Source organism: Micromonospora haikouensis (assembly GCF_000876225.1).
Lineage (GTDB): Bacteria > Actinomycetota > Actinomycetes > Mycobacteriales > Micromonosporaceae > Micromonospora > Micromonospora haikouensis.
Genome location: NZ_JXSX01000002.1, coordinates 393,502 through 412,164 on the forward strand (window position 1 = coordinate 393,502; position 18,663 = coordinate 412,164).

Consider the following 18,663-nt stretch of genomic DNA (forward strand, 5'->3'; position numbering starts at 1 on the left):
GGGTGCTACGCGCCGGTGGGGGCGAAGCGCAGCAGGTTCCAGGAGACCGCCGGCAACAGCACCGCGCAGCGACCCCCGTCGGGGGTGGGTGCCGCCAGCTCCCGGGGCGTGACCCGGTCGGGCTCGGCCTCGGTGTTGACGGCGTCCGGGTCGTCCCCGGCGGCGAGGGTCAGGTGGGCCGCCCCGGCCAGGCCGGGCAGGCCGCGCAGGTCCAGGTCGAGGGGGAGGTCGGCGGTGCCCCGGTTGACCGCGAGCACGGTCAGCGCGCCGGTCTCCTCGTCGTGCACCGCCACGGTGTCCAGCACCGGGACGTCGCCGTAGCGCTTCGTGGCGTACGTCGGGCAGACCGGCTCGGTGCGCAGCACCGTGCCGCGGGCGTACCGGGCGGTGAGGGCGAACGGGTGGAAGATGCTCTGCCGCCAGGCGGGACCGCCGGTGCGGGTGCGGATCGGGGCGATCACGTTGGCGAGCTGCGCCTGGCAGGCCACCCCGACCCGGTCGGCGTGCCGGAGCAGGGTGATCAGCAGGTCGCCGACGACCACCGCGTCGACGGCCGTGTAGTCGTCCTCGATGAGGGTGGGGGCCTCGACCCAGCCGCGCCGGTCCAGGTCGGCCTGGAGGCGGGACTGGTACCAGACGTTCCACTCGTCGAACGAGATCTTCAGCTTGCGCCGGTGCCGCTGCTTCGCCGCCACGTGGTCGGCGGTGGCGACCACCTCGGCGATGAAGTGGTCCATGTCCACCGCCGAGGCCAGCAGGCTGGCCCGGTCGCCGTCAGCAGGGTCGTAGTAGGTGTGCGCGGAGACGTAGTCCACCAGCTCGTAGGTGTGCTCCAGCACCGTCGCCTCCCAGGAGGCGAACGTCGGCATGCCCCGGCCGGAGCTGCCGCAGGCGACCAGGCTGACCGACGGGTCGATCATCTTCATCGCGCGGGCGGTCTCGGCGGCGAGCCGGCCGTACTCCTCGGCGGTCTTGTGCCCGACCTGCCACGGGCCGTCCAGCTCGTTGCCGAGGCACCACAGCTTCACCCCGTACGGCTGCTCCGCGCCGTGGGAGCGACGCAGGTCCGACAGTCGGGTGCCGCCGGGGTGGTTGGCGTACTCCAGCAGGTCGCAGGCCTCCTGCACGCCCCGGGTGCCGAGGTTGACGGCCATCATCGGCTCGACACCGGCCGCCGCCGCCCAGGTCATGAACTCGTCGAGGCCGAAGGCGTTGGTCTCGATCGTCTTCCAGGCGAGGTCGAGCCGGCGGGGCCGGTCGGCGACCGGGCCGACGCCGTCCTCCCAGCGGTAGCCGGAGACGAAGTTGCCGCCGGGGTAGCGGACCACGGAGACGCCCAGCTCCCGGGTCAGCTCCAGCACGTCGCCGCGCAGGCCGTGCGGGTCGGCGCTGCGGTGGCCCGGCTCGTAGACCCCGCCGTAGACGCAGCGCCCCAGGTGCTCGACGAAGGAGCCGAAGATTCGGCGGTCGGCCGGGCCGATCGCGAAGGCCGGGTCGATGGTCAGCTTCGCGGTCACCGGGGAATCCGCCTTTCGTCGATGTCCCGTCGGTTCTATAACGTTGTACTCGACGTGTAAAGGGGCGCTCGCGGCACCAGCGCGGAGGTGGCGGTGCGACACCGGCTCAAGGACGTGGCGGAGCGCGCGGGCGTGTCCGTGAAGACCGTCTCCAACGTCGTCAACGGCTACCAGCACGTGCGGCCCGACACCCGGGCCCGCGTCGAGCAGGCCATCGCCGAGCTGCGCTACCGGCCCAACCTGTCGGCGCGCAACCTGCGCACGGGACGTACCGGGATGATCGCCCTGGCCGTGCCGGAGCTGGACGCCCCCTACTACGCCGAACTGGCCCGGCACGTCGTCACCGCCGCCGCCGAACAGGGCTGGATGGTCCTGATCGCCCGGACCGGCGGCGGCACCGAGCGGGAGCGGGCCGTCGCCGCCGGCATCGGCGGCCACCTCATCGACGGCCTGATCCTCAGCCCGCCGGCCCTCGCCGCCGAGGACCTCGCCAACCTCCACGACGGCACCCCGACGGTGCTGCTCGGGGAGCGCGTCGACCCCGGCCCCGCCGACCACGTGACGATCGACGACGTGGCCGCCGCCCGCGTGGCCACCGCCCACCTGCTCGCCCTCGGCCGCCGCCGCATCGCCGCGATCGGCGCGCGGCCCACCCCCGAGGGGACCGGCGCCCGGCTCCGCCTCGCCGGCTACGCCGCCGCGCTCGCCGAGGCCGGCATCGCCTACGACGAGCGCCTCGTCGCGTCCGCGCCGGCCTGGCGCCGCGCGGACGGCGCGGCGGCCGTGCGCCACCTGCTCACCTCGGGGGTACGCCCCGACGCCGTCCTCTGCTTCGACGACACCCTCGCCCTCGGTGCCCTGCGGGCGCTGCACGAGGCCGGCCTGCGCGTCCCCGGCGACGTGGCGCTGGCCGGCTTCGGCGACATCGAGGACGGTCGCTTCGCCGTCCCCACCCTCACCACCGTCGCCCCCGACAAGGAACGCATCGCGCGGCTGGCCGTCGACCTGCTGGCCGACCGGATCGACGGGGACCGGAGCGGCCCGCCCCGCGTGCTCACCGTCCCCTACCGGCTCGACACCCGGGAGAGCACCCTCGGCCGCTGACCCCGCCCGAGGCGTCTGTTCGTCCACATGCGACAGTCGTGCCGCCGGCTGACGCCGAACAGGGGATGGGCGCGGTGACGGCGAGTCGCGATGATGTGGCGGCACGTGGGGACGAGCAGAAAAGTGGGGGCGAGATGAGCGCCGATTCGAGCTGGGGCGACTACCTGTCCGCTGACACCTCCGTCACGGACGCCGGCATCGCCACCTTCGACCAGCCCGTGGTCGAACCGATCGCGCCGACGGTCGAGCCGGTCCTGCCGGAGCCGGTGGTGGACGCCGTCGAGAGCGAACTGGCCGGGGCGGCTGCCGACCAGGACTGGTCGGCCTGGCACGCCGACAGCGGCGACCAGTGGGCCGACTCGGCGCAGGACTGGGTCGACTACGCCAACGAGAACCTGGCCGCCGGCAACACCGACATCGCCGCCAGCGCCTTCGACACCGCCGCCAACCACGCCGACCTGGCCGGCGGCAACTACGACGTCTCGTTCGACTACGCCGCCCAGGCCGGCACCCACCTGGACACCGCCGTCGCGGAGGTCGCCCCCTACGACACGTACGACGCCGGCACGGGCTTCGACGCCGGCACGAGCTTCGACATCGCGGAATGAGCTGGGCCGACGACAACGACCCCGGCAGCCGACCGCAGCCGGCCGTGCTGGCCGCCGAGGCCGGCCGGCTCGCCGCCGGCGCGGAACGCCGGGTCGCCGCCCCGGCGAGCGTGGTCCGGCAGCACCTGCTCCGCGCCATCCGGGACCTCGCCTTCGACCTGCGCGCCGAGCAGCTCAGCCTGCTGGAGGCGGTCCGCGGGTCGAAGCTCGGCGGGGTGACCCTCTCCGCCACCCGGGTGCCCGTCTTCCTGCGGGTCGGTCTCGAAGCCGACGCGGCCGGCACCCGGGTCACCGTCCTGCTGGCCGACCGCTGGGTCGGCAAGGTGGGCCGGAACTGGGGTCTGACCTCCGTCTACGTCGAGCTGTTCGGGTCCGTCCTCAGCGCCGTCGACGGCGTGCTGGGCCGGCTCGACCCGGCCGCCGCCGCGTTCGCGCCCTGGTGGCGGCAGACCGGCCCCGGCGACGTGGCGATCATGCAGAACGCGGCCGGCATCGCCAACCGGGCCGGAGCGGTGCTGTCCCGGCACGCCTCCCGCCTGCTCGACGGGGACGCCGCCACCCCGCGCCGGGCGTCGGTCAGCCGCGCCGGCACCGAGACCTTCACCTTCGAGACACCGCAGGCCGTCGCGGAGGTGCCGGCCGAACTGGCCGACGGCATGCTGATGGTCGGCACCCTGGTGGCCAGCCGCCCCGACGGGATGCCACCCCATCTGGTGGCGCAGGTGCAGTCACTGGTCGTCCGGATCGAGGAACACCTCGCCGCGGTCGCCGGCACCGTCGGGTCGGCCCCGGCCGCCCGGTTCACCGTCGACCCGGCGGACGTGCCGGTGGTGACCTTCCTGCACCAGCAGGCCCGGATCCGCGGCATGCTTCCGGTGCGGACCCTGCGCACCTGCACCACCTGCCGGCTGGAGAAGGTCACCAACCCCGATCTGGAACGGTTGCAGGAACGCACCCGCAGGACCCGGGACCTGGCGAGCAGCATCAGCGCGGTGGTCACCCCGTACGTGCTGGCCGGACGGCTGGTGCAGCTCAACGGCAAGGGGCCCAGTTTCGCCTGCCCGCGCTGTCAGGGCATGGACGCCGACGAGACGGTGGTGACGTACTGTCAGCGGTGCGGCGACCGGCGGGCCGAGACGGCCCTGCGGACCTGCCCGAAGTGCCAGTTCGACTTCCGCAGCCTGCTCGCCGGTGACAGGCCCTGGCAGCCGCGCGCGACGCAACCGACGGGCGTGGCCGCCCCGGCCACCGCCGCCGCCCCGGGCCCCGCCCCGGAGCCCGCGCTGCCGCCCGCACCGCCGGCCCCGACCGTCGCCCCGTCGCCGCCGCCCCCCGGAGCGCCCCGACGGGTGGATCCCGAGGCGGAGCAGTGGCCCCGCCCACCGGGGTACGCGCCCGGCTGACCGGCGCCGGGCCACCGGGACCGGGGCAGCCGGGCCGACGGCCGGGTGTCAGCTGAAGAAGCGGGCCAGGTGCGGCGGCTCCGGTGCCGGGTCGTCCGCGCCCAGCGGGGTCAGGTCGGCGAAGATGCTGGCACCGTCGCAGCCCACGTGCAGGGGATGCCAGCGCGGGGTGCCCGGCGGGCGTTGCAGGCAGATGCCCTTGAACGTCTGCACGTCCAGCAGCCGCACGTGCGTCGGGTCGGCCACCGCGTTCACGTGCCCCCACCAGGGGCTCATCACGTGCAGCACCCCACCCGGGCGCAGCACCCGGTGGCACTCGTCCACCAGCGGCAGGAAGTCGATCAGGTGCTCCAGGATGTGCACCGCGAACAGCACGTCCACCGAGTCGTCGGCCAGCGGCAGCGACCCGGACAGGTCGGCCACCGCGTCCACCCCCGGGGCGGGGTAGATGTCCAGCCCCAGGTTCTGCGGATACTGCTTGGTGCCGCCGCAGCCCAGGTCCACCACGACCGGTTCGCGGCCGGCGACCCGCACCCGGCCCCAGACGCCGAACACCCCGGCGAGCCGGCCGATCAGCTCCCGCACCAGGCGCAGCTGCGCGGCGTCGGCGACCTCCCCGGTCAGGTGGGCCACGCCCCGGTCGAAGCGCACCCGCACCGCCAGGTCACGCAGCCGGGCGTCGTGGGCCGCCTGATCCGCCCACGCCTCGGCGAGGAACTCGTCGACCGCCCGCAGCCGTTCGGCCGAGGGCGCGGTCAGGGCCGTCGCGACCATGGGCCACCTCCGGTGCGCCCGTACCCGGCTGGGCGGTCGCTACACCCCGGCCGGGCAACGTCCCCCGAAGGAGGACGAGCCGTCAGCCGGTGATGCGCCGGGCGGCCCGGCCCACACCCCGGATCCGCTGCCGGGGCGGCGCGGAAGCCGCCTTGGGCCGCTTGAGGTGGTACCGGTGCAGCTCGCTGCTGCCCGGCTGCGACGGGTCCTCGCTCATCCCGACCAGCTCCCAGCCCTGGTCGCCGGCCCGGTTCAGGTGCGCCAGCGCCGTGTCCCCGTACGGGGTGACGTCGACCATCGAGCCGTCCGGGCCGTACCAGATGAACACCAGCTCCCAGCCGACGTCCGTGCTGGCCGCCTGGCGGCGCCGGACCAACAGCGCGTACTCCCACTTGAGCATGGAGTCATTGTCACCCCGCCGGCCCCGGTCGGCACGCCGTCGGAGCAGGCGATCCGCCCGGCGACGGAGCGGCGCGAGCCGCCCGCCGTCACTCCTCGGTGATCCGGCCGGCGTCCACCCGCACCCGGCGGTTGACCGCCACCGCGTCCAGCATCCGCCGGTCGTGCGTCACCAGCAGCAGCGTCCCCGGGTAGCCGGCCAGCGCCGACTCCAACTGCTCGATGGCCGCCAGGTCCAGGTGGTTCGTCGGCTCGTCGAGCACCAGCAGGTTCACCCCGCGCCCCTGCAACAGCGCCAGCGCCGCCCGGGTCCGCTCGCCCGGCGACAGCGACGCCGCCGTCCGCAGCACGTGGTCGGCCCGCAGGCCGAACTTGGCCAGCAGCGTCCGCGCGTCCGCCGGCGACAGCTCCGGTACGGCCAGCCGGAAGGCGTCCAGCAGCGGCTGCTCGCCGAGGAACAGCCCCCGGGCCTGGTCCACCTCGCCGACCACCACCCCCGGGCCCAGCGAGGCGTGGCCGGCGTCCAGCGGCAGCCGCCCCAGCAGCGCGGCGAGCAGCGTCGTCTTGCCGGACCCGTTCGCCCCGGTGATCGCCACCCGGTCGGCCCAGTCGATCTGGAGGGTCACCGGGCCGAGGGTGAAGCTTCCCCGGCGTACCACGGCATCGCGCAGCGCGGCCACGACGGCGCCGGCGCGGGGCGCGGCGGCGATCTCCATCCGCAGCTCCCACTCCTTGCGCGGCTCCTCGACCACCTCCAGCCGCTCGATCAGCCGGTCCGTTTGCCGGGCCTTCGCCGCCTGCTTCTCCGAGGTCTCGCCCCGGTGGTGCTTGACGTTCTTGTCCCCGTCGGTGGCCTTGCGGCGGGCGTTGCGCACGCCCTTCTCCATCCACGCCCGCTGGGTGCGGGCGCGGGCCTCCAGCGCGGCCCGGGTGTCGGCGTACTCCTCGAACTCGGCGCGGGCGTGCCGGCGGGCCACCTCCCGCTCCTCCAGGTACGCCGCGTAGCCGCCGCCGTAGTGCCGGACGAGCTGCTGGTGCAGGTCCAGCTCCAGCACCCGGGTCACCGTGCGGGTGAGAAACTCGCGGTCGTGGCTGACCAGCACCGTGCCGGCGCGCAGCCCGGTGACGAACCTCTCCAGCCGGTCCAGGCCCGCCAGGTCCAGGTCGTTGGTGGGCTCGTCGAGCAGGAACACGTCGTAGCGGCTGAGCAGCAGCGAGGCCAGCCCCGCACGGGCCGCCTGGCCGCCGGACAGGGCCGTCATCGGGTGGTCCAGGTCGACGGTGAGCCCCAGTTCGGCGGCCACCTGCTCGGCCCGCTCCTCCAGGTCCGCCCCGCCCAGGCCCAGCCACCGCTCCAGCGCCTCGGCGTACGCGTCGTCGGACCCGGCCGCCCCGGCCGTCAGTGCCTCGGTCGCCGCGTCCAGGGCCGCCTGCGCGGCCGTCACCCCCGTCCGGCGGGCCAGGAAGTCCCGCACGGTCTCCCCGGGCCGGCGCTCCGGCTCCTGCGGCAGGTGCCCGACGGTCGCGGTGGGTGGGCTCAGCGTGACGCTGCCGGCCTCGACGGGCAGCAGCCCCGCGAGGGTACGCAGCAGCGTCGACTTGCCCGCCCCGTTCACCCCGACCAGGCCGACCACGTCGCCCGGGGCGACCACCAGGTCCAGCCCGGAGAAGAGCAGCCGCTCCCCGTGCCCGGCCGCGAGATCCTTGACCACCAATGTCGCGCTCATCAGGGAGCGAGCCTATCGGGCCCCTTCCTGACGCCTCGTCCGGCTGCAACTTCCTGCGGCGGAACACTCGCGGTCCGGCCGGTGTTGTGCCAGCGTCGGATCAGGTGCCGGCGCGAGACGAGGAGGTGGGTCGATGGACCTTCTGGCGGACTACCGACGGGCGACCATGTTCTTCGAGATGGGTGACGCGTCCGGGGCGGTGCGGCTGCTGGAGCCGATCGTCGAGGCCGAGCCCGGCAACTCCGCGGTGCGGCAGCTGCTGGCCCGCGCCTACTTCCAGACGGCGCAGCTCAACCGCGCCGAGGAGCAGCTGCGCGAGCTGGTCGACCGGGACCCGAGCGACCACTACGCGCACCACGTGCTGGGCCGGACGCTGGAGCGGATGAACCGCCCGGCGGACGCGCTGCGGCACCTGCGCATCGCCGCCGCGATGTACTCGACGAACACCGACTACACGACCGCGCTGCGCCGGGTGGAGAACCGGGTCAGCGGCGGCCACTGACCGCGCCGCCGGGGGAGGGGCAACGCGCCCTTCCCCGGCGCGCACCACCTCCCGCCGCCGCGCGCCGGGCCGTGAGTGACTCTGCGCAACTGTGGCCCGAACCCGCCCAACATCTCGCTTCCCCTTTGCTCTGCACCCACCGACGCACACCCTTGCTGAACTGGGAATATGTGAGCCTGCGGGTGGGGCGCTGGACATGGCGACGCTTACGCTGGGTTGCTGTTGCGCGCGTGGGTGCAGAGCAAAGGGCGCGCCGGCAGCGGTGCCGCCGGGCGGACCGCTCGCGTGGTGTCCCGCTGTGCCGCGGGCCTACCATGGGCTGCCATGGGAGTCGCGCAGGTGGTGGAGGGGGGATGAAGCTCAAGCTGGACCTGCACGAGATCTTCAACAAGGGCCACGACATCGACCGCGCGCTGCGCGGGATCATGGACGAGGCGGTGGCGAAGAAGGCCACCCTCGTCGAGATCATCCCCGGCAAGGGCTCCGGCCAGCTCAAGAAGCGGGTGCTGCGCTTCCTCGACCAGAAGGACGTCAAGCAGCTCTACCACCGGGTGGAGAAGGACTCGAAGAACTTCGGCCGGCTCTTCGTCCACTTCCGTTGGAAGTAGTGCCGGTGTTCCTGCTGCCGTTAAGCCGGCCCCGAGTGTCGACGAGCCACCCCTGACCAACCACGCGCCGGATCTTGGAGGATTTCGGCCCCTGGAGGGGCCGTTTCGCTCCAAGATCTCCCCAGGTCCGGGCCCGCCGCCGCCGATGCGGGCGGACCGGGACGACATGAGGGGTTCGCCGGGGCCCGCCCGCGGAGGGATCAAGCCTGACCGCCCGGAGCGGGCGGGCCCCGGCGAACCTCACCGCAAACCGGCGAACCCCAACCCCTACAGCGGGTACGTCCGCGCCACCGCCAGCATCTCCGAGCTGTGCGAGCCGACCACCCCGACGTCCGCCGGGCGGGGCCGGAACCCGGGGACGGCGTCCAGCCCGTCGCTGGCGTCCATCGCGCGCAGCGCCGCCGGCCCGGAGCCGCCGGCCAGCACGAGGATGACCTCGATCCCTTCCGGCGGCGGGGCGTGGAACACGATCCCGAAGCCCCAGGGGGTGCCGGTGGCGCGTCCGCCGGGGACCGGCCGGCCGGCCACCACCGCCGACTCGACCTCGGTCGCGCCGTCGACGTGCAGGGTGAGCAGGCGTACCTCGCGCTGCGGGGTGACCCGCACCCGCACGGTCCGCTGTTCCGTGGACCTGGTGTCGGCGAGGACCTCCAGCTTCGGCGCGGGCAGGTTCGCCGCCTGCGCCGGCCCGGAGCGCAGCTCGGTGTCGCCGAGCCCGGGGAAGTCCGCGACGGTCGTGGCCCCGTCGACGAACTGGGCCGTCCACGGCTGGGGGGCGGTCTCGTGGCTGAGCCAGCGGGCCTGGCCGGTGCCGGCGTCGAGGGCGTACATCAGGTGGGTGGGCACGGGGTGGGCGGCGTCGAAGCGGTCGACGGCGAGCCCGACCCCGGCGAACACCGCCGCCGCGAGCCCGGCGGCCACGGCCGGGAGCGCGCCGGCCCGGCGGGCGCGGGCGGCGACGAGGCCGCGCTGGCCGCCGGCCTCGGGGTGCAGCAGGTCCACCACGGGCAGCGCGGCCAGGCCGAGCAGCACCGCGAACAGCGCGGCGACGCCGCCCATCGCCATGCCGAGCGCCGGGAACAGCAGGACGACGGTCGGCAGCAGGATGACCACGGCGACCGCGCCGGCCGCGGTCGCCGCGACGACGGGCCACGGGCCGTCGATCCGCACGGTGAGCGCGATGAGCCCGGCCGCCGCGCCGGCCAGGGCGGGCAGGGTCGTCAGGTACGCCCCGCCGGGCACCAGCACCGCCAGCACGATGCCGAGTACGGCCAGCCAGCCCAGCCCGCCGATCGCGAGGGCGGCGGGGCCGACCCGGCGGCGGGTCAGGGCGTACCAGGTGAACAGGGTCGCGGCGGCGAGCGCCACCACGGCGAGCCGGTACCAGGTGGGCCGGTACGGGTCGAGCAGCTCGGCGTAGCCGGGCCGGACGGCGGTGACGCCCGCCCAGAGCAGCTGCGCGCCCAGCGGGGCGACGACGATCGGCACCAGGCCCAGCGCGAAGCCGGCGGCGAGCCGCCCGTACGTGGTCCGGCCGCGCCGCCGGGCGAGCCAGCCGAGCGTGGCCACGGCCAGCAGGGCGGCGACGGCCAGCGGCAGGACCAGCCAGCCGGGGTAGCGGGCGAGCCCGCCGGGGACGGGGAAGTAGGTGGCGTCGTGCCCGGCGTCGAGGGCCTTGAGGTCGGCCCGGCCGAACTCGCGGGCCAGGCCGAGCGCGTTGTCGCCGTGCTGCTGGAGGCTGGCCCGGTCCATCGCGGCCGGGGTGTCCAGCGGCGTGTGGTAGACGGCCCCGCCGTCGATGTAGGCGGAGTTGAGCCCGACGAAGCCGGCCCGGTCGAGGAACGCGGTGAAGTCGGTGTCGTTGGGCAGCGCCCGGTAGATCTCCACGGCGAACGAGGTGCCGACGGGGTGCGGGGCGGCGCGGCCGAACACGTCGACGAGCTTCGCGTTGTCCCGGGACGTCTCGAACATGATCACCGGGCCGGTCGAGCCGCGTGCCTCCAGGTTGAGCACGACCCCGCCGTCGGCGGCGAGCGGATGGTCGGCGGCGAACGCGGACGCCCCGCAGAGGCACGCCTCCTCGGCGTCGGTGAGCACGAACACGACGTCGTTGCGGGGGCGGGGGCCGGCGGCCAGCGCGCGGGCCACCTCCAGGATGGTGGAGGTGCCGGCGGCGTCGTCGTTGCCGCCGGGGCCGGACTGCACCGAGTCGTAGTGCGCGACCAGGAACACCTTGCCGGTGGGGTCGGTGCCGGGCAGCCGGGCGACGACGTTGCGGACCCGGGCCAGGGTCGACCCGGCGGCGGCCCCGCTGAGCTGGCCGGCCTCCCGGGCGACGGTGTCCTGCACGGTGGTCTCCAGGCCGAGGCCGCGCAGCACGCCCTCCAGGTGGGCGCGGACCTGGTCGTTGGCCGGGCTGCCGGCCGGGTGCGGCCGGGCCGCGATCGTCTCCACGTTCCGGTACGCCCGCGCGGCGCTGAACTCGTCGGCGGGGGCGTCGGCGGGGCGCGGGGCGGGGGTGTCCAGGTCGTACGCGACGGTGCCGCCGACGGCGAGCAGGGCGGCGAGCGCGGCGAGGGCGGCGAGCGGGCGGCGGCGGGGGCGGGCCAGCGCCCGGTCGGCGGCGCGGGTGGGGGGCGGTGCGCCCACGGGTACTCCTCGGGGTGGGGCCGGGCCGGGCCTCGGGGTGGTGGGCCAGGGTGGGCACCATCCTGCACCGTCGGGCCCCGCGGCGGGACTCCCCGCGGCACTTGTTCCCTTTGTCCGCGCTGGGTGGTGACCGGCGGCATCCCGTCCGTGCCGGACCCGTCGTGTTGTGTGGGAGCGTTGTCTAATACAGGATCAGCAGGGCACTCGGAAGGAGCCCGACATCACCAGCGATCTCCCTCGTCCCGGTGCGGTGACGCGGCCGCCCCGGGGGGCCGGCCCTGCCGGTTCCCCCGTCGTGCCCCGGGCGTTCCCGGCCGCCGGCGGCCTGGGTCACCACCCGGTGCTGCCGCCCGGCGAGCGGCTGCGGGTGCTGCTGGTCGAGGACGACGAGGGCGACGCCTTCCTGGTCGGCGAGCTGCTCGCCGAGACCAACTCGTCGATCGACCTGCTGGTCGCGACCAGCCTGAGCGAGGCCCGGCAGCGGATGATGGGCGTCGACTGCGTGCTGCTCGACCTCGGCCTGCCCGACGCGCAGGGGCTGGACGGGCTGCGCCAGGTGCTGGAGATGTCCAGTGGCGCGGCGGTCTGTGTGCTGACCGGGCGCTCCGACGAGCACCTGGGCATCGTCGCGGTCGCCGAGGGCGCGCAGGACTACCTGGTCAAGGGCCAGGTCGACGGGGTGCTGCTGACCCGGGCGCTGCGCTACGCGGTGGAGCGCAAGCGGGCCGACGAGAACGCGCGACGGCTGCGCGAGGTGGAGCTGCGCCAGGCCGAGTCGGCCCGGTTGGAGCGCGGCCTGCTGCCCCAGCCGCTGATGTCGACCGACGAGGTCGCGGTGCACACGTTCTACCGGCCCGGCCGGCACGCGGCGCTGATCGGCGGCGACTTCTACGACGTGGTGCAGACCCGCCCGGACCGGGTGGACCTGATCGTCGGCGACGTCTGCGGGCACGGCGTGGACGAGGCGGCGCTGGGGGTGGAGCTGCGGGTGGCGTGGCGGGCGCTCGTGCTGGCCGGGGTGCCCGACGACGAGGTGCTGCCGGCCCTGGAGCAGGTGCTGATGAGCGAGCGCCGGCTCCAGGAGATCTTCGCCACCGTGGCGACCGCCCGGCTCGACCTGGCCGGCAACGCGGCCACGGTGCGCCTCGCGGGGCATCCGCCGCCGCTGCTGCTGTCCGGGGGTAAGGTCGCGCCCGTGCCGGCGCCGGGCGGCCTGCTGCTGGGCGTCCGTCCCCGCCGTCCCGTGGCCTTCGACCTGGAGTTCGACACCGATGACTGGTCCCTGTTGATGTACACCGACGGCCTGATCGAGGGGCGCGTCGGCGACGGCGACGAGCGGCTCGACGTCCCCGGCCTGACCGAGCTGCTCAGCGACCGGGACAATCTCGCCGTGCCGCTGGCCGAGCTGCCGGCGTGGCTGGTCGGGCGGGCCGAGCAGATCAACGGCGGCCCGCTCGCCGACGACGTCGCCATGCTCCTGGTGACCCGGGGCGGTGGCCGGTGACGGCACGCACCGCCGGCTGGACCCTGCGCCGCCGGGTCGTCGCGTTGCTCGCCGTCGTGGGCGTGCTGCTGGGCGCGTCGGTGGCGGTCGAGATCGCCGTGGCCGCGAAGAACCGCGACTACACCCACTCGGTGCTCGACCGCACCGGCCCGCTGCGCGCCCAGTCGCAGGAGCTGCTCAGCGTGCTGGTCGACCAGGAGACGGCGATCCGGGGGTACGCGCTGACCGGCGACCGCCGGGACCTCGAACCGTACGTCCAGGGCGGCGAGCGCGAGCAGCAGCTCTACCGGAGCATGCGTGGCCTCATCGGCGTCTACCCGGCGCTGGCCCGCCAGCTCGACACGGTCGAGGCGGAGGCGGGTCGGTGGCGCAGCACGGTCGCCGAGCCGGTGATCCGCACCACCGAGGAGCAGGGCACCACCGCCGGGCGGGCGCTGATCACGGAGGAGTCCCGGCAGCGCTTCGACGTCATCCGCAACTCGGTGAGCCAGCTCCAGGAGGGCATCCTCGTCGAGCGCGAGAAGGGCGCCGACAACATCTACCGCACCAGCAGCATGCTGGTGCTGCTGCTGGTCGGGGCGGCGCTGGTGGTGGCGGTGGCCGGGGCGGTGCTGCTGATCTCGCTGGAGCGGATGGTGGTCCGGCCGCTGACGGGCCTGGCCGAGCAGGTCCGCGAGGTGGCCAAGGGCGACTTCCAGCACCGCATCGCCGGGTCCGGGCCGCCGGAGTTCCTGCGGCTCGCCGACGACGTGGACGCGATGCGCCAGAAGATCGCCAAGGACCTGGCCGAGGTGCGGGAGGCCCGGGAGCGCATCGAGTGGGTCAACAGCCAGCTCCAGAAGCAGGCCGAGGAGCTGGTCCGGTCCAACCGGGACCTGGAGCAGTTCGCGTACGTCGCCTCGCACGACCTGCAGGAGCCGCTGCGCAAGGTGGCCAGCTTCTGCCAGCTCCTGCAGCGGCGGTACGCGGGGCAGCTCGACGAGCGCGCCGACCAGTACATCGCGTTCGCCGTGGACGGCGCGCAGCGGATGCAGCGGCTCATCAACGACCTGCTGGCGTTCTCCCGGATCGGGCGGCTCACCACCGGCTTCACCGAGGTCGACCTCAACGAGGTGATGGGCGACGTGGCGGGGCAGACCGAGGCCGCCCGGCAGTACGCCGACGGCGAGCTGACCTGGGACGCGCTGCCGACGATCCGGGGCGAGGAGCCCCTGCTGACGAACCTGCTGGCCAACCTGGTCAGCAACTCGATCAAGTTCCGCCGCCCGGACGTGCCGCCGAGGGTGCACGTCTCCGCGCGGCTGGTGGGCGACGAGTGGGAGATCAGCTGCCAGGACAACGGCATCGGCATCGAGCCGGAGTTCGCGGACAAGATCTTCGTGATCTTCCAGCGGCTGCACTCCAAGGACGCGTACCCGGGCACCGGCATCGGGCTGGCGATCGTGAAGAAGATCGTCGAATACCACGGCGGCCGGGTCTGGGTGGACACCGACACCGCCGAGGGCACCGCGATCCGGTTCACCCTCCCGGCGCTGCCGGAGGACGTGGAGGCCGCCGCGCGGGCCGCCGAGCAGCCGCCGGCCGGCGAGGCGACGGGCGACGAGGCGACGGCGGGCGACGAGCCGGCGACCGGCGAGGCGGCCGGGGCCGACCCCGTGGAGGGCGGCGCGCCGGTCGAGCCGGCCGACGACGGCGGGGCCCGGGTGGAGGTGCCCCGGCCACGCGGCGCGCGGGCGGAGGGGACCGACGGGACCCAGGACAGCGACGGCACGAAGGAGGCGGTGGGATGACCGCGCCCGCAGACGGCAAGAGCCCGATCGAGGTCCTGCTGGTCGAGGACGACCCGGGCGACGTGTTGATGACCCAGGAGGCGTTCGAGGAGCACAAGCTCCGCAACCGGCTGACCGTCGTCTCCGACGGCGCGGAGGCTCTGGCCTACCTGCGCCGGGAGGGCAAGTACGCGGACGCGGTGGTGCCGGACCTGATCCTGCTCGACCTCAACCTGCCCCGCCGGGACGGCCGGGAGGTGCTGGAGGAGATAAAGCAGGACGAGCAGCTCTGCCGCATCCCGGTGGTGGTGCTGACCACCTCCCAGGCCGACGAGGACATCCTGCGCAGCTACCAGCTGCACGCGAACGCGTACGTCACGAAGCCTGTCGACTTCGAGCGGTTCATCGCGGTGGTCCGGCAGATCGACGAGTTCTTCGTCAGCGTGGTGAAGTTGCCGCCGCGTGGCTGACCTCACCGACACCCTGACCGACGACGTCGCCGAGCTGCTGCACCGCGCGGCGACGGACGTCGTGCTGCCCCTGTTCCAGCAGCTGGACGACGCCGACGTGACGGAGAAGGCCCCCGGTGACCTGGTCACCGTCGCCGACCAGCGGGCCGAGGAGCTGATCAGCGCCGGGCTGCGCCGGCTGCGCCCCGGTTCCGTGGTGGTCGGCGAGGAGGCGGTCGCCGACGACTCGTCCCTGCTCGGGCATTTGCGCCCCGGCGGGGCCGGCGGCGGGCACCTGAGCGGCGGCGGCGACGTCTGGCTGGTCGACCCCGTCGACGGCACCGCCAACTTCGCCGCCGGCAGGCGCCCGTTCGCGCTGATGGTGGCGCTGCTGACCGGCGGGGAGCAGGTCGGCGCGTGGGTGCTGGACCCGCTGGGCGGGACCCTGGCCGTCGCCCGCGCGGGCCATGGCACGACGGTGAACGGCGCGCCGGTGCGCATCGGCGACGCCGTGCCGCCGCCCGGCGAGCTGCGCGGCACGGCGATGACCCAGTTCCTGCCGCCGAAGCTGCGGCGGCGGGCCGAGGCCGGCGGGGAGCGCATCGGCGCGCTGCTGCCCGGCCAGCACTGCGCCGGTCGGGAATACCTCGACATGCTCGTCGGCGAGCAACAGTTCGTGCTCTTCTGGCGCACCCTGCCGTGGGACCATGCCCCCGGGGCGCTGCTGGTCCGCGAGGCCGGCGGGGTGGCCCGCCGGTTCGACGGCAGCGACTACCACCCGGCCGAGGACGCGCCGGGGTTGCTGGTCGCCGCGAACGAGCGGGTGTGGGCCGAGGCCCGCGAGGCATTGATCCTCGACTGACATCCGTGGGAGCATCCGCCGGGGCGTCCGCCGCTGCCCGGTCCGGTATCCTGACCGGCGGTCTCCGCCTGCGGGCCGCCGCCCGGCGTCGGTGGGGGCCGCCGCGCACCACCGGGAGCCGGTGGTCGAGGGAAGGGACGCCGCCGTGCCCAGGACCAGCCTCATCCGGCGTCGCGGCCGGGGGCCGCTGACCGTGCTGCTCGTCGCCGTGGCGCTGCTGCTCGGCGTGGGCGCCGTGCCGGCCGCCGCCGAACCCAACGAGGGCGGCACGAAGAAGCTCCGCGAGGCGTTGGAGTCCGCCGCCAAGGGACACATCGAGGCCAAGGCGAAGCTCGACAACTCCAAGCGCCGGCAGCAGCTGCTCACCGCCCAGCTCAAGACCGTCGAGACCCGGCTGGTGGGGCTGACCGCGCAGGTCGGCGAGGTCGCCGCACAGTCGTACCGGCTGGGCCGGATGACCGCGCCGGCGCTGCTCATCCAGTCGGTGTCCCCGGAGGCGTTCCTGAACCGCGCCGTCGAGCTGGACGTGATGGCCCAGCGGGACAGCCGCCGGCTGCGCGAGATGATCGAGACCCGGGACGAGGCGAACCGCGCCAAGATCGCCATCGACGCGGAGGTGCGGGAGCAGCAGAAGCAGCTCGCGGCGCTGGCCAAGAAGAAGCGGGAGGCCGAGACGGCGCTCGCGGCGGTCAGCTCCGGTGGCGGCTCCGGGTTCAGCGGCGGTTCCGCCTCGGCCAAGCCGGCCCCGCGCAACTCCGACGGCAGCTGGCCGTCCGAGTCCTGCTCGGTGAACGACCCGACCACCTCCGGCTGCATCACCCCGCGCACCCTGCACGCCCTCCAGCAGGCCAAGGCCGCCGGCTACAAGCGGTACGTCTCCTGCTACCGCAGCGGCGGCAGCGGCGAGCACCCCAAGGGGCGGGCCTGCGACTTCTCCGCCGCCACCAACGGCTTCAAGGACGAGACGGCCACCGGCGGCGACAAGGCGTACGGCGACAGCCTGGCCAACTACTTCAAGAACAATGCCAGCCGGCTCGGCGTGCTCTACGTGATCTGGTACCGGCAGATCTGGATGCCGAACACCGGGTGGCGGGCGTACAGCGGCAGCGGCAGCCCCGCCGCCGACCATACGAACCATGTTCATCTCTCGATGTACTGACCCGGGGGCCCAGCTTCGCTGCGTACCATCGCGACGGTGAGCAGCTCATCGTCGCCCGCCGCCGTCGCGCAGGCGCGGCCCGCGCCGCCCCCCGCCCGCGCCCTGCCCAACGGCCTCGCCGCGTTCCTGGTCTTCTTCTCCAGCGGGGCGGTGCTCGTGCTGGAGACCGTCGCGCTGCGCCTTGTCGGCCCGTACGTCGGGGTCACCCTGGAGGTGACCAGCTCCGTCATCGGCATCGCGCTGGGTGCGATCGCGTACGGGGCGTGGACGGGCGGCTGGCTGGCCGACCGGCGGGACCCGCGCGCCCTGATCGCCCCGGCGCTGGTGCTGGCCGGCATCGCCACGGCCGTCACCCTCCCCGTCGTCCGGTACGCGGGCGAGGTGCTGCGCGGCGGGGCGGCCAGCGCCGTGCTGCTGCTCACCGCGCTCGCCGTGTTCGTGCCGGCGGCGCTGCTCGCGGCGGTCACCCCGCTCGTGGTGAAGCTCCAACTCGCCGACCTGCGCCGCACCGGGCAGGTCGTCGGCCGGCTCTCCGGCATCGGCACGCTGGGCGGCATCACGGCCACCCTGCTGACCGGCTTCGTGCTCGTCGCCGCGCTGCCCAGCAGCGTCATCCTGCTCGCCCTCGCCGTGCTGCTCGGCGGCACCGGGCTGGGGCTCGGCGCGTACCTGCACCGGCAGGGGCGGGCGGGGCTGGCCGGGGCGGGGGCGGGGCTGCCCGGCCCGGGCCGGACGAAGGCCGTCCTCGCGGTGCTCGGGCTGGCCGGGGCGGGACTGACCACCATCGCCCCGAACCCGTGCGACGTGGAGACGGCGTACCACTGCGCGTCGGTGGAGACCGATCCCGGCCGGCCGTCCGGGCGGACGCTGCTGCTCAACTCCGCCCAGCACTCGTACGTCGACCTGGCCGACCCCACCCACCTGGAGTACGCGTACACGCAGTGGATCGGCGCGGCGGCCGACGTGGCCGCCCCCGCCGGGCAACGCCTGGACGCCCTGCACCTGGGCGGCGGCGGCTTCACCGTGCCGCGCTACCTGACCGCCACCCGGCCCGGCACCGACAACGCGGTCTTCGAGATCGACGGCGGCCTCGTCGAGCTGGACCGCCGGGAGCTGGGCGTGCGCCCCGGGCCGGGCCTGCGCACCGAGGTCGGCGACGCCCGGGTGCTGCTCGACGCGGAGCCCGCCGACAGCCGCGACCTGGTGGTCGGCGACGCGTTCGGGCACCTCGTGGTGCCGTGGCACCTCGCCACCCGGGAGATGGCCGCCGGGATCAACCGGGTGCTGCGCCCCGGCGGGATCTACGTGCAGAACGTCATCGACTACCCGCCCGGCCGGTTCGTCCGCAGCGAACTGGCCACCGTCGCCGCCGCGTTCCGGCACGTCGCCCTAGTCGCCCCGCCCGACGCGGTCGCCGGCCGGACCGGCGCGAACTTCCTCATCGTCGCCTCCGACGCGCCGCTGCCGCTGGCTCCGCTCGCGGGCCGGGTCAACGCCCTGCCCGAGGCGGCGATCGTGCTCGCCGGCGACGTGCTGACGTCCTTCGTCGGGGACGCGCTGGTGCTCACCGACGACTACGCCCCCGTGGACCAACTGCTCGCTACCGCCTGAAAGGGTGAAACCCTGACC

General features: G+C 74.7%; 16 protein-coding genes. 11 read left to right on the forward strand and 5 right to left on the reverse strand.

The features are described from left to right. Window positions 1–5: 5 nt before the first annotated feature. The gene (gene arfA, locus TK50_RS18355) at window positions 6–1,517 is read right to left on the reverse strand and encodes an arabinosylfuranosidase ArfA (RefSeq protein ID WP_043965344.1); all 1,512 of its coding nucleotides are present in this window, start codon (window positions 1,515–1,517) and stop codon (window positions 6–8) included. A 93-nt stretch (window positions 1,518–1,610) separates the two neighbouring features. Between arfA and TK50_RS18360 the strand changes: the two genes are divergently transcribed. The 3 genes from TK50_RS18360 to TK50_RS18370 all read left to right on the forward strand — a co-directional run bounded on the left by TK50_RS18360 (window position 1,611) and on the right by TK50_RS18370 (window position 4,632). Next, window positions 1,611–2,621, forward strand: a complete 1,011-nt coding sequence (locus tag TK50_RS18360; RefSeq protein ID WP_043966484.1) for a LacI family DNA-binding transcriptional regulator — start codon at window positions 1,611–1,613, stop codon at window positions 2,619–2,621. Between the two features lie 134 nt (window positions 2,622–2,755). Continuing rightward, window positions 2,756–3,229 (forward strand): hypothetical protein, encoded by a 474-nt coding sequence (locus TK50_RS18365; protein WP_043965346.1) that lies wholly within the window; start codon window positions 2,756–2,758, stop codon window positions 3,227–3,229. After that, window positions 3,226–4,632: a hypothetical protein gene (locus TK50_RS18370; protein ID WP_043965348.1), complete on the forward strand. Its 1,407-nt coding sequence runs from the start codon at window positions 3,226–3,228 to the stop codon at window positions 4,630–4,632. The genes TK50_RS18365 and TK50_RS18370 overlap by 4 nt, the downstream gene beginning before the upstream one ends. Window positions 4,633–4,680: 48 nt before the next feature. On the opposite strand, the gene TK50_RS18375 is transcribed toward TK50_RS18370, so the two are convergent. From TK50_RS18375 to TK50_RS18385, 3 genes are all read right to left on the reverse strand, one after another. Beyond that, a complete protein-coding gene (locus TK50_RS18375; protein WP_043965350.1) occupies window positions 4,681–5,406 on the reverse strand; it encodes a methyltransferase domain-containing protein in 726 nt (241 codons plus the stop codon). Between the two features lie 82 nt (window positions 5,407–5,488). Then, entirely contained in the window at window positions 5,489–5,806 is a 318-nt protein-coding gene (locus TK50_RS18380; RefSeq protein WP_043965353.1) for a hypothetical protein, read from the reverse strand. Window positions 5,807–5,894: 88 nt separating this feature from the next. Next, entirely contained in the window at window positions 5,895–7,532 is a 1,638-nt protein-coding gene (locus TK50_RS18385; protein WP_043965355.1) for an ABC-F family ATP-binding cassette domain-containing protein, read from the reverse strand. A gap of 133 nt (window positions 7,533–7,665) precedes the next feature. Between TK50_RS18385 and TK50_RS18390 the strand changes: the two genes are divergently transcribed. Beyond that, complete coding sequence (locus TK50_RS18390) at window positions 7,666–8,034, forward strand: tetratricopeptide repeat protein (RefSeq protein WP_043965357.1); 369 nt, start codon at window positions 7,666–7,668, stop codon at window positions 8,032–8,034. Window positions 8,035–8,387: 353 nt separating this feature from the next. Then, window positions 8,388–8,642, forward strand: a complete 255-nt coding sequence (locus TK50_RS18395; protein ID WP_030329768.1) for a Smr/MutS family protein — start codon at window positions 8,388–8,390, stop codon at window positions 8,640–8,642. A gap of 267 nt (window positions 8,643–8,909) precedes the next feature. On the opposite strand, the gene TK50_RS18400 is transcribed toward TK50_RS18395, so the two are convergent. After that, the gene (locus TK50_RS18400) at window positions 8,910–11,291 is read right to left on the reverse strand and encodes a M28 family peptidase (protein WP_043965362.1); all 2,382 of its coding nucleotides are present in this window, start codon (window positions 11,289–11,291) and stop codon (window positions 8,910–8,912) included. A 295-nt stretch (window positions 11,292–11,586) separates the two neighbouring features. Here TK50_RS18400 and TK50_RS18405 point away from each other — a divergent pair, with 295 nt between their 5' ends. The 6 genes from TK50_RS18405 to TK50_RS18430 all read left to right on the forward strand — a co-directional run bounded on the left by TK50_RS18405 (window position 11,587) and on the right by TK50_RS18430 (window position 18,645). Continuing rightward, window positions 11,587–12,795 (forward strand): PP2C family protein-serine/threonine phosphatase, encoded by a 1,209-nt coding sequence (locus tag TK50_RS18405; protein WP_144420326.1) that lies wholly within the window; start codon window positions 11,587–11,589, stop codon window positions 12,793–12,795. Then, the gene (locus tag TK50_RS18410; RefSeq protein WP_043965365.1) at window positions 12,792–14,585 is read left to right on the forward strand and encodes a sensor histidine kinase; all 1,794 of its coding nucleotides are present in this window, start codon (window positions 12,792–12,794) and stop codon (window positions 14,583–14,585) included. Before TK50_RS18405 ends, TK50_RS18410 begins: the two co-directional genes overlap by 4 nt. Then, window positions 14,582–15,034 carry a response regulator gene (locus TK50_RS18415; RefSeq protein ID WP_043965367.1) on the forward strand — a complete coding sequence of 151 codons (453 nt, stop codon included), beginning with the start codon at window positions 14,582–14,584 and terminating at the stop codon, window positions 15,032–15,034. The genes TK50_RS18410 and TK50_RS18415 overlap by 4 nt, the downstream gene beginning before the upstream one ends. Then, window positions 15,027–15,875 carry an inositol monophosphatase family protein gene (locus tag TK50_RS18420; protein WP_043965370.1) on the forward strand — a complete coding sequence of 283 codons (849 nt, stop codon included), beginning with the start codon at window positions 15,027–15,029 and terminating at the stop codon, window positions 15,873–15,875. Before TK50_RS18415 ends, TK50_RS18420 begins: the two co-directional genes overlap by 8 nt. A 145-nt stretch (window positions 15,876–16,020) precedes the next feature. Then, window positions 16,021–17,034: a coiled-coil domain-containing protein gene (locus TK50_RS18425; protein ID WP_043966486.1), complete on the forward strand. Its 1,014-nt coding sequence runs from the start codon at window positions 16,021–16,023 to the stop codon at window positions 17,032–17,034. A 36-nt stretch (window positions 17,035–17,070) separates the two neighbouring features. Continuing rightward, entirely contained in the window at window positions 17,071–18,645 is a 1,575-nt protein-coding gene (locus TK50_RS18430) for a fused MFS/spermidine synthase (protein ID WP_043965372.1), read from the forward strand. The last annotated feature ends 18 nt before the right edge of the window (window positions 18,646–18,663 follow it).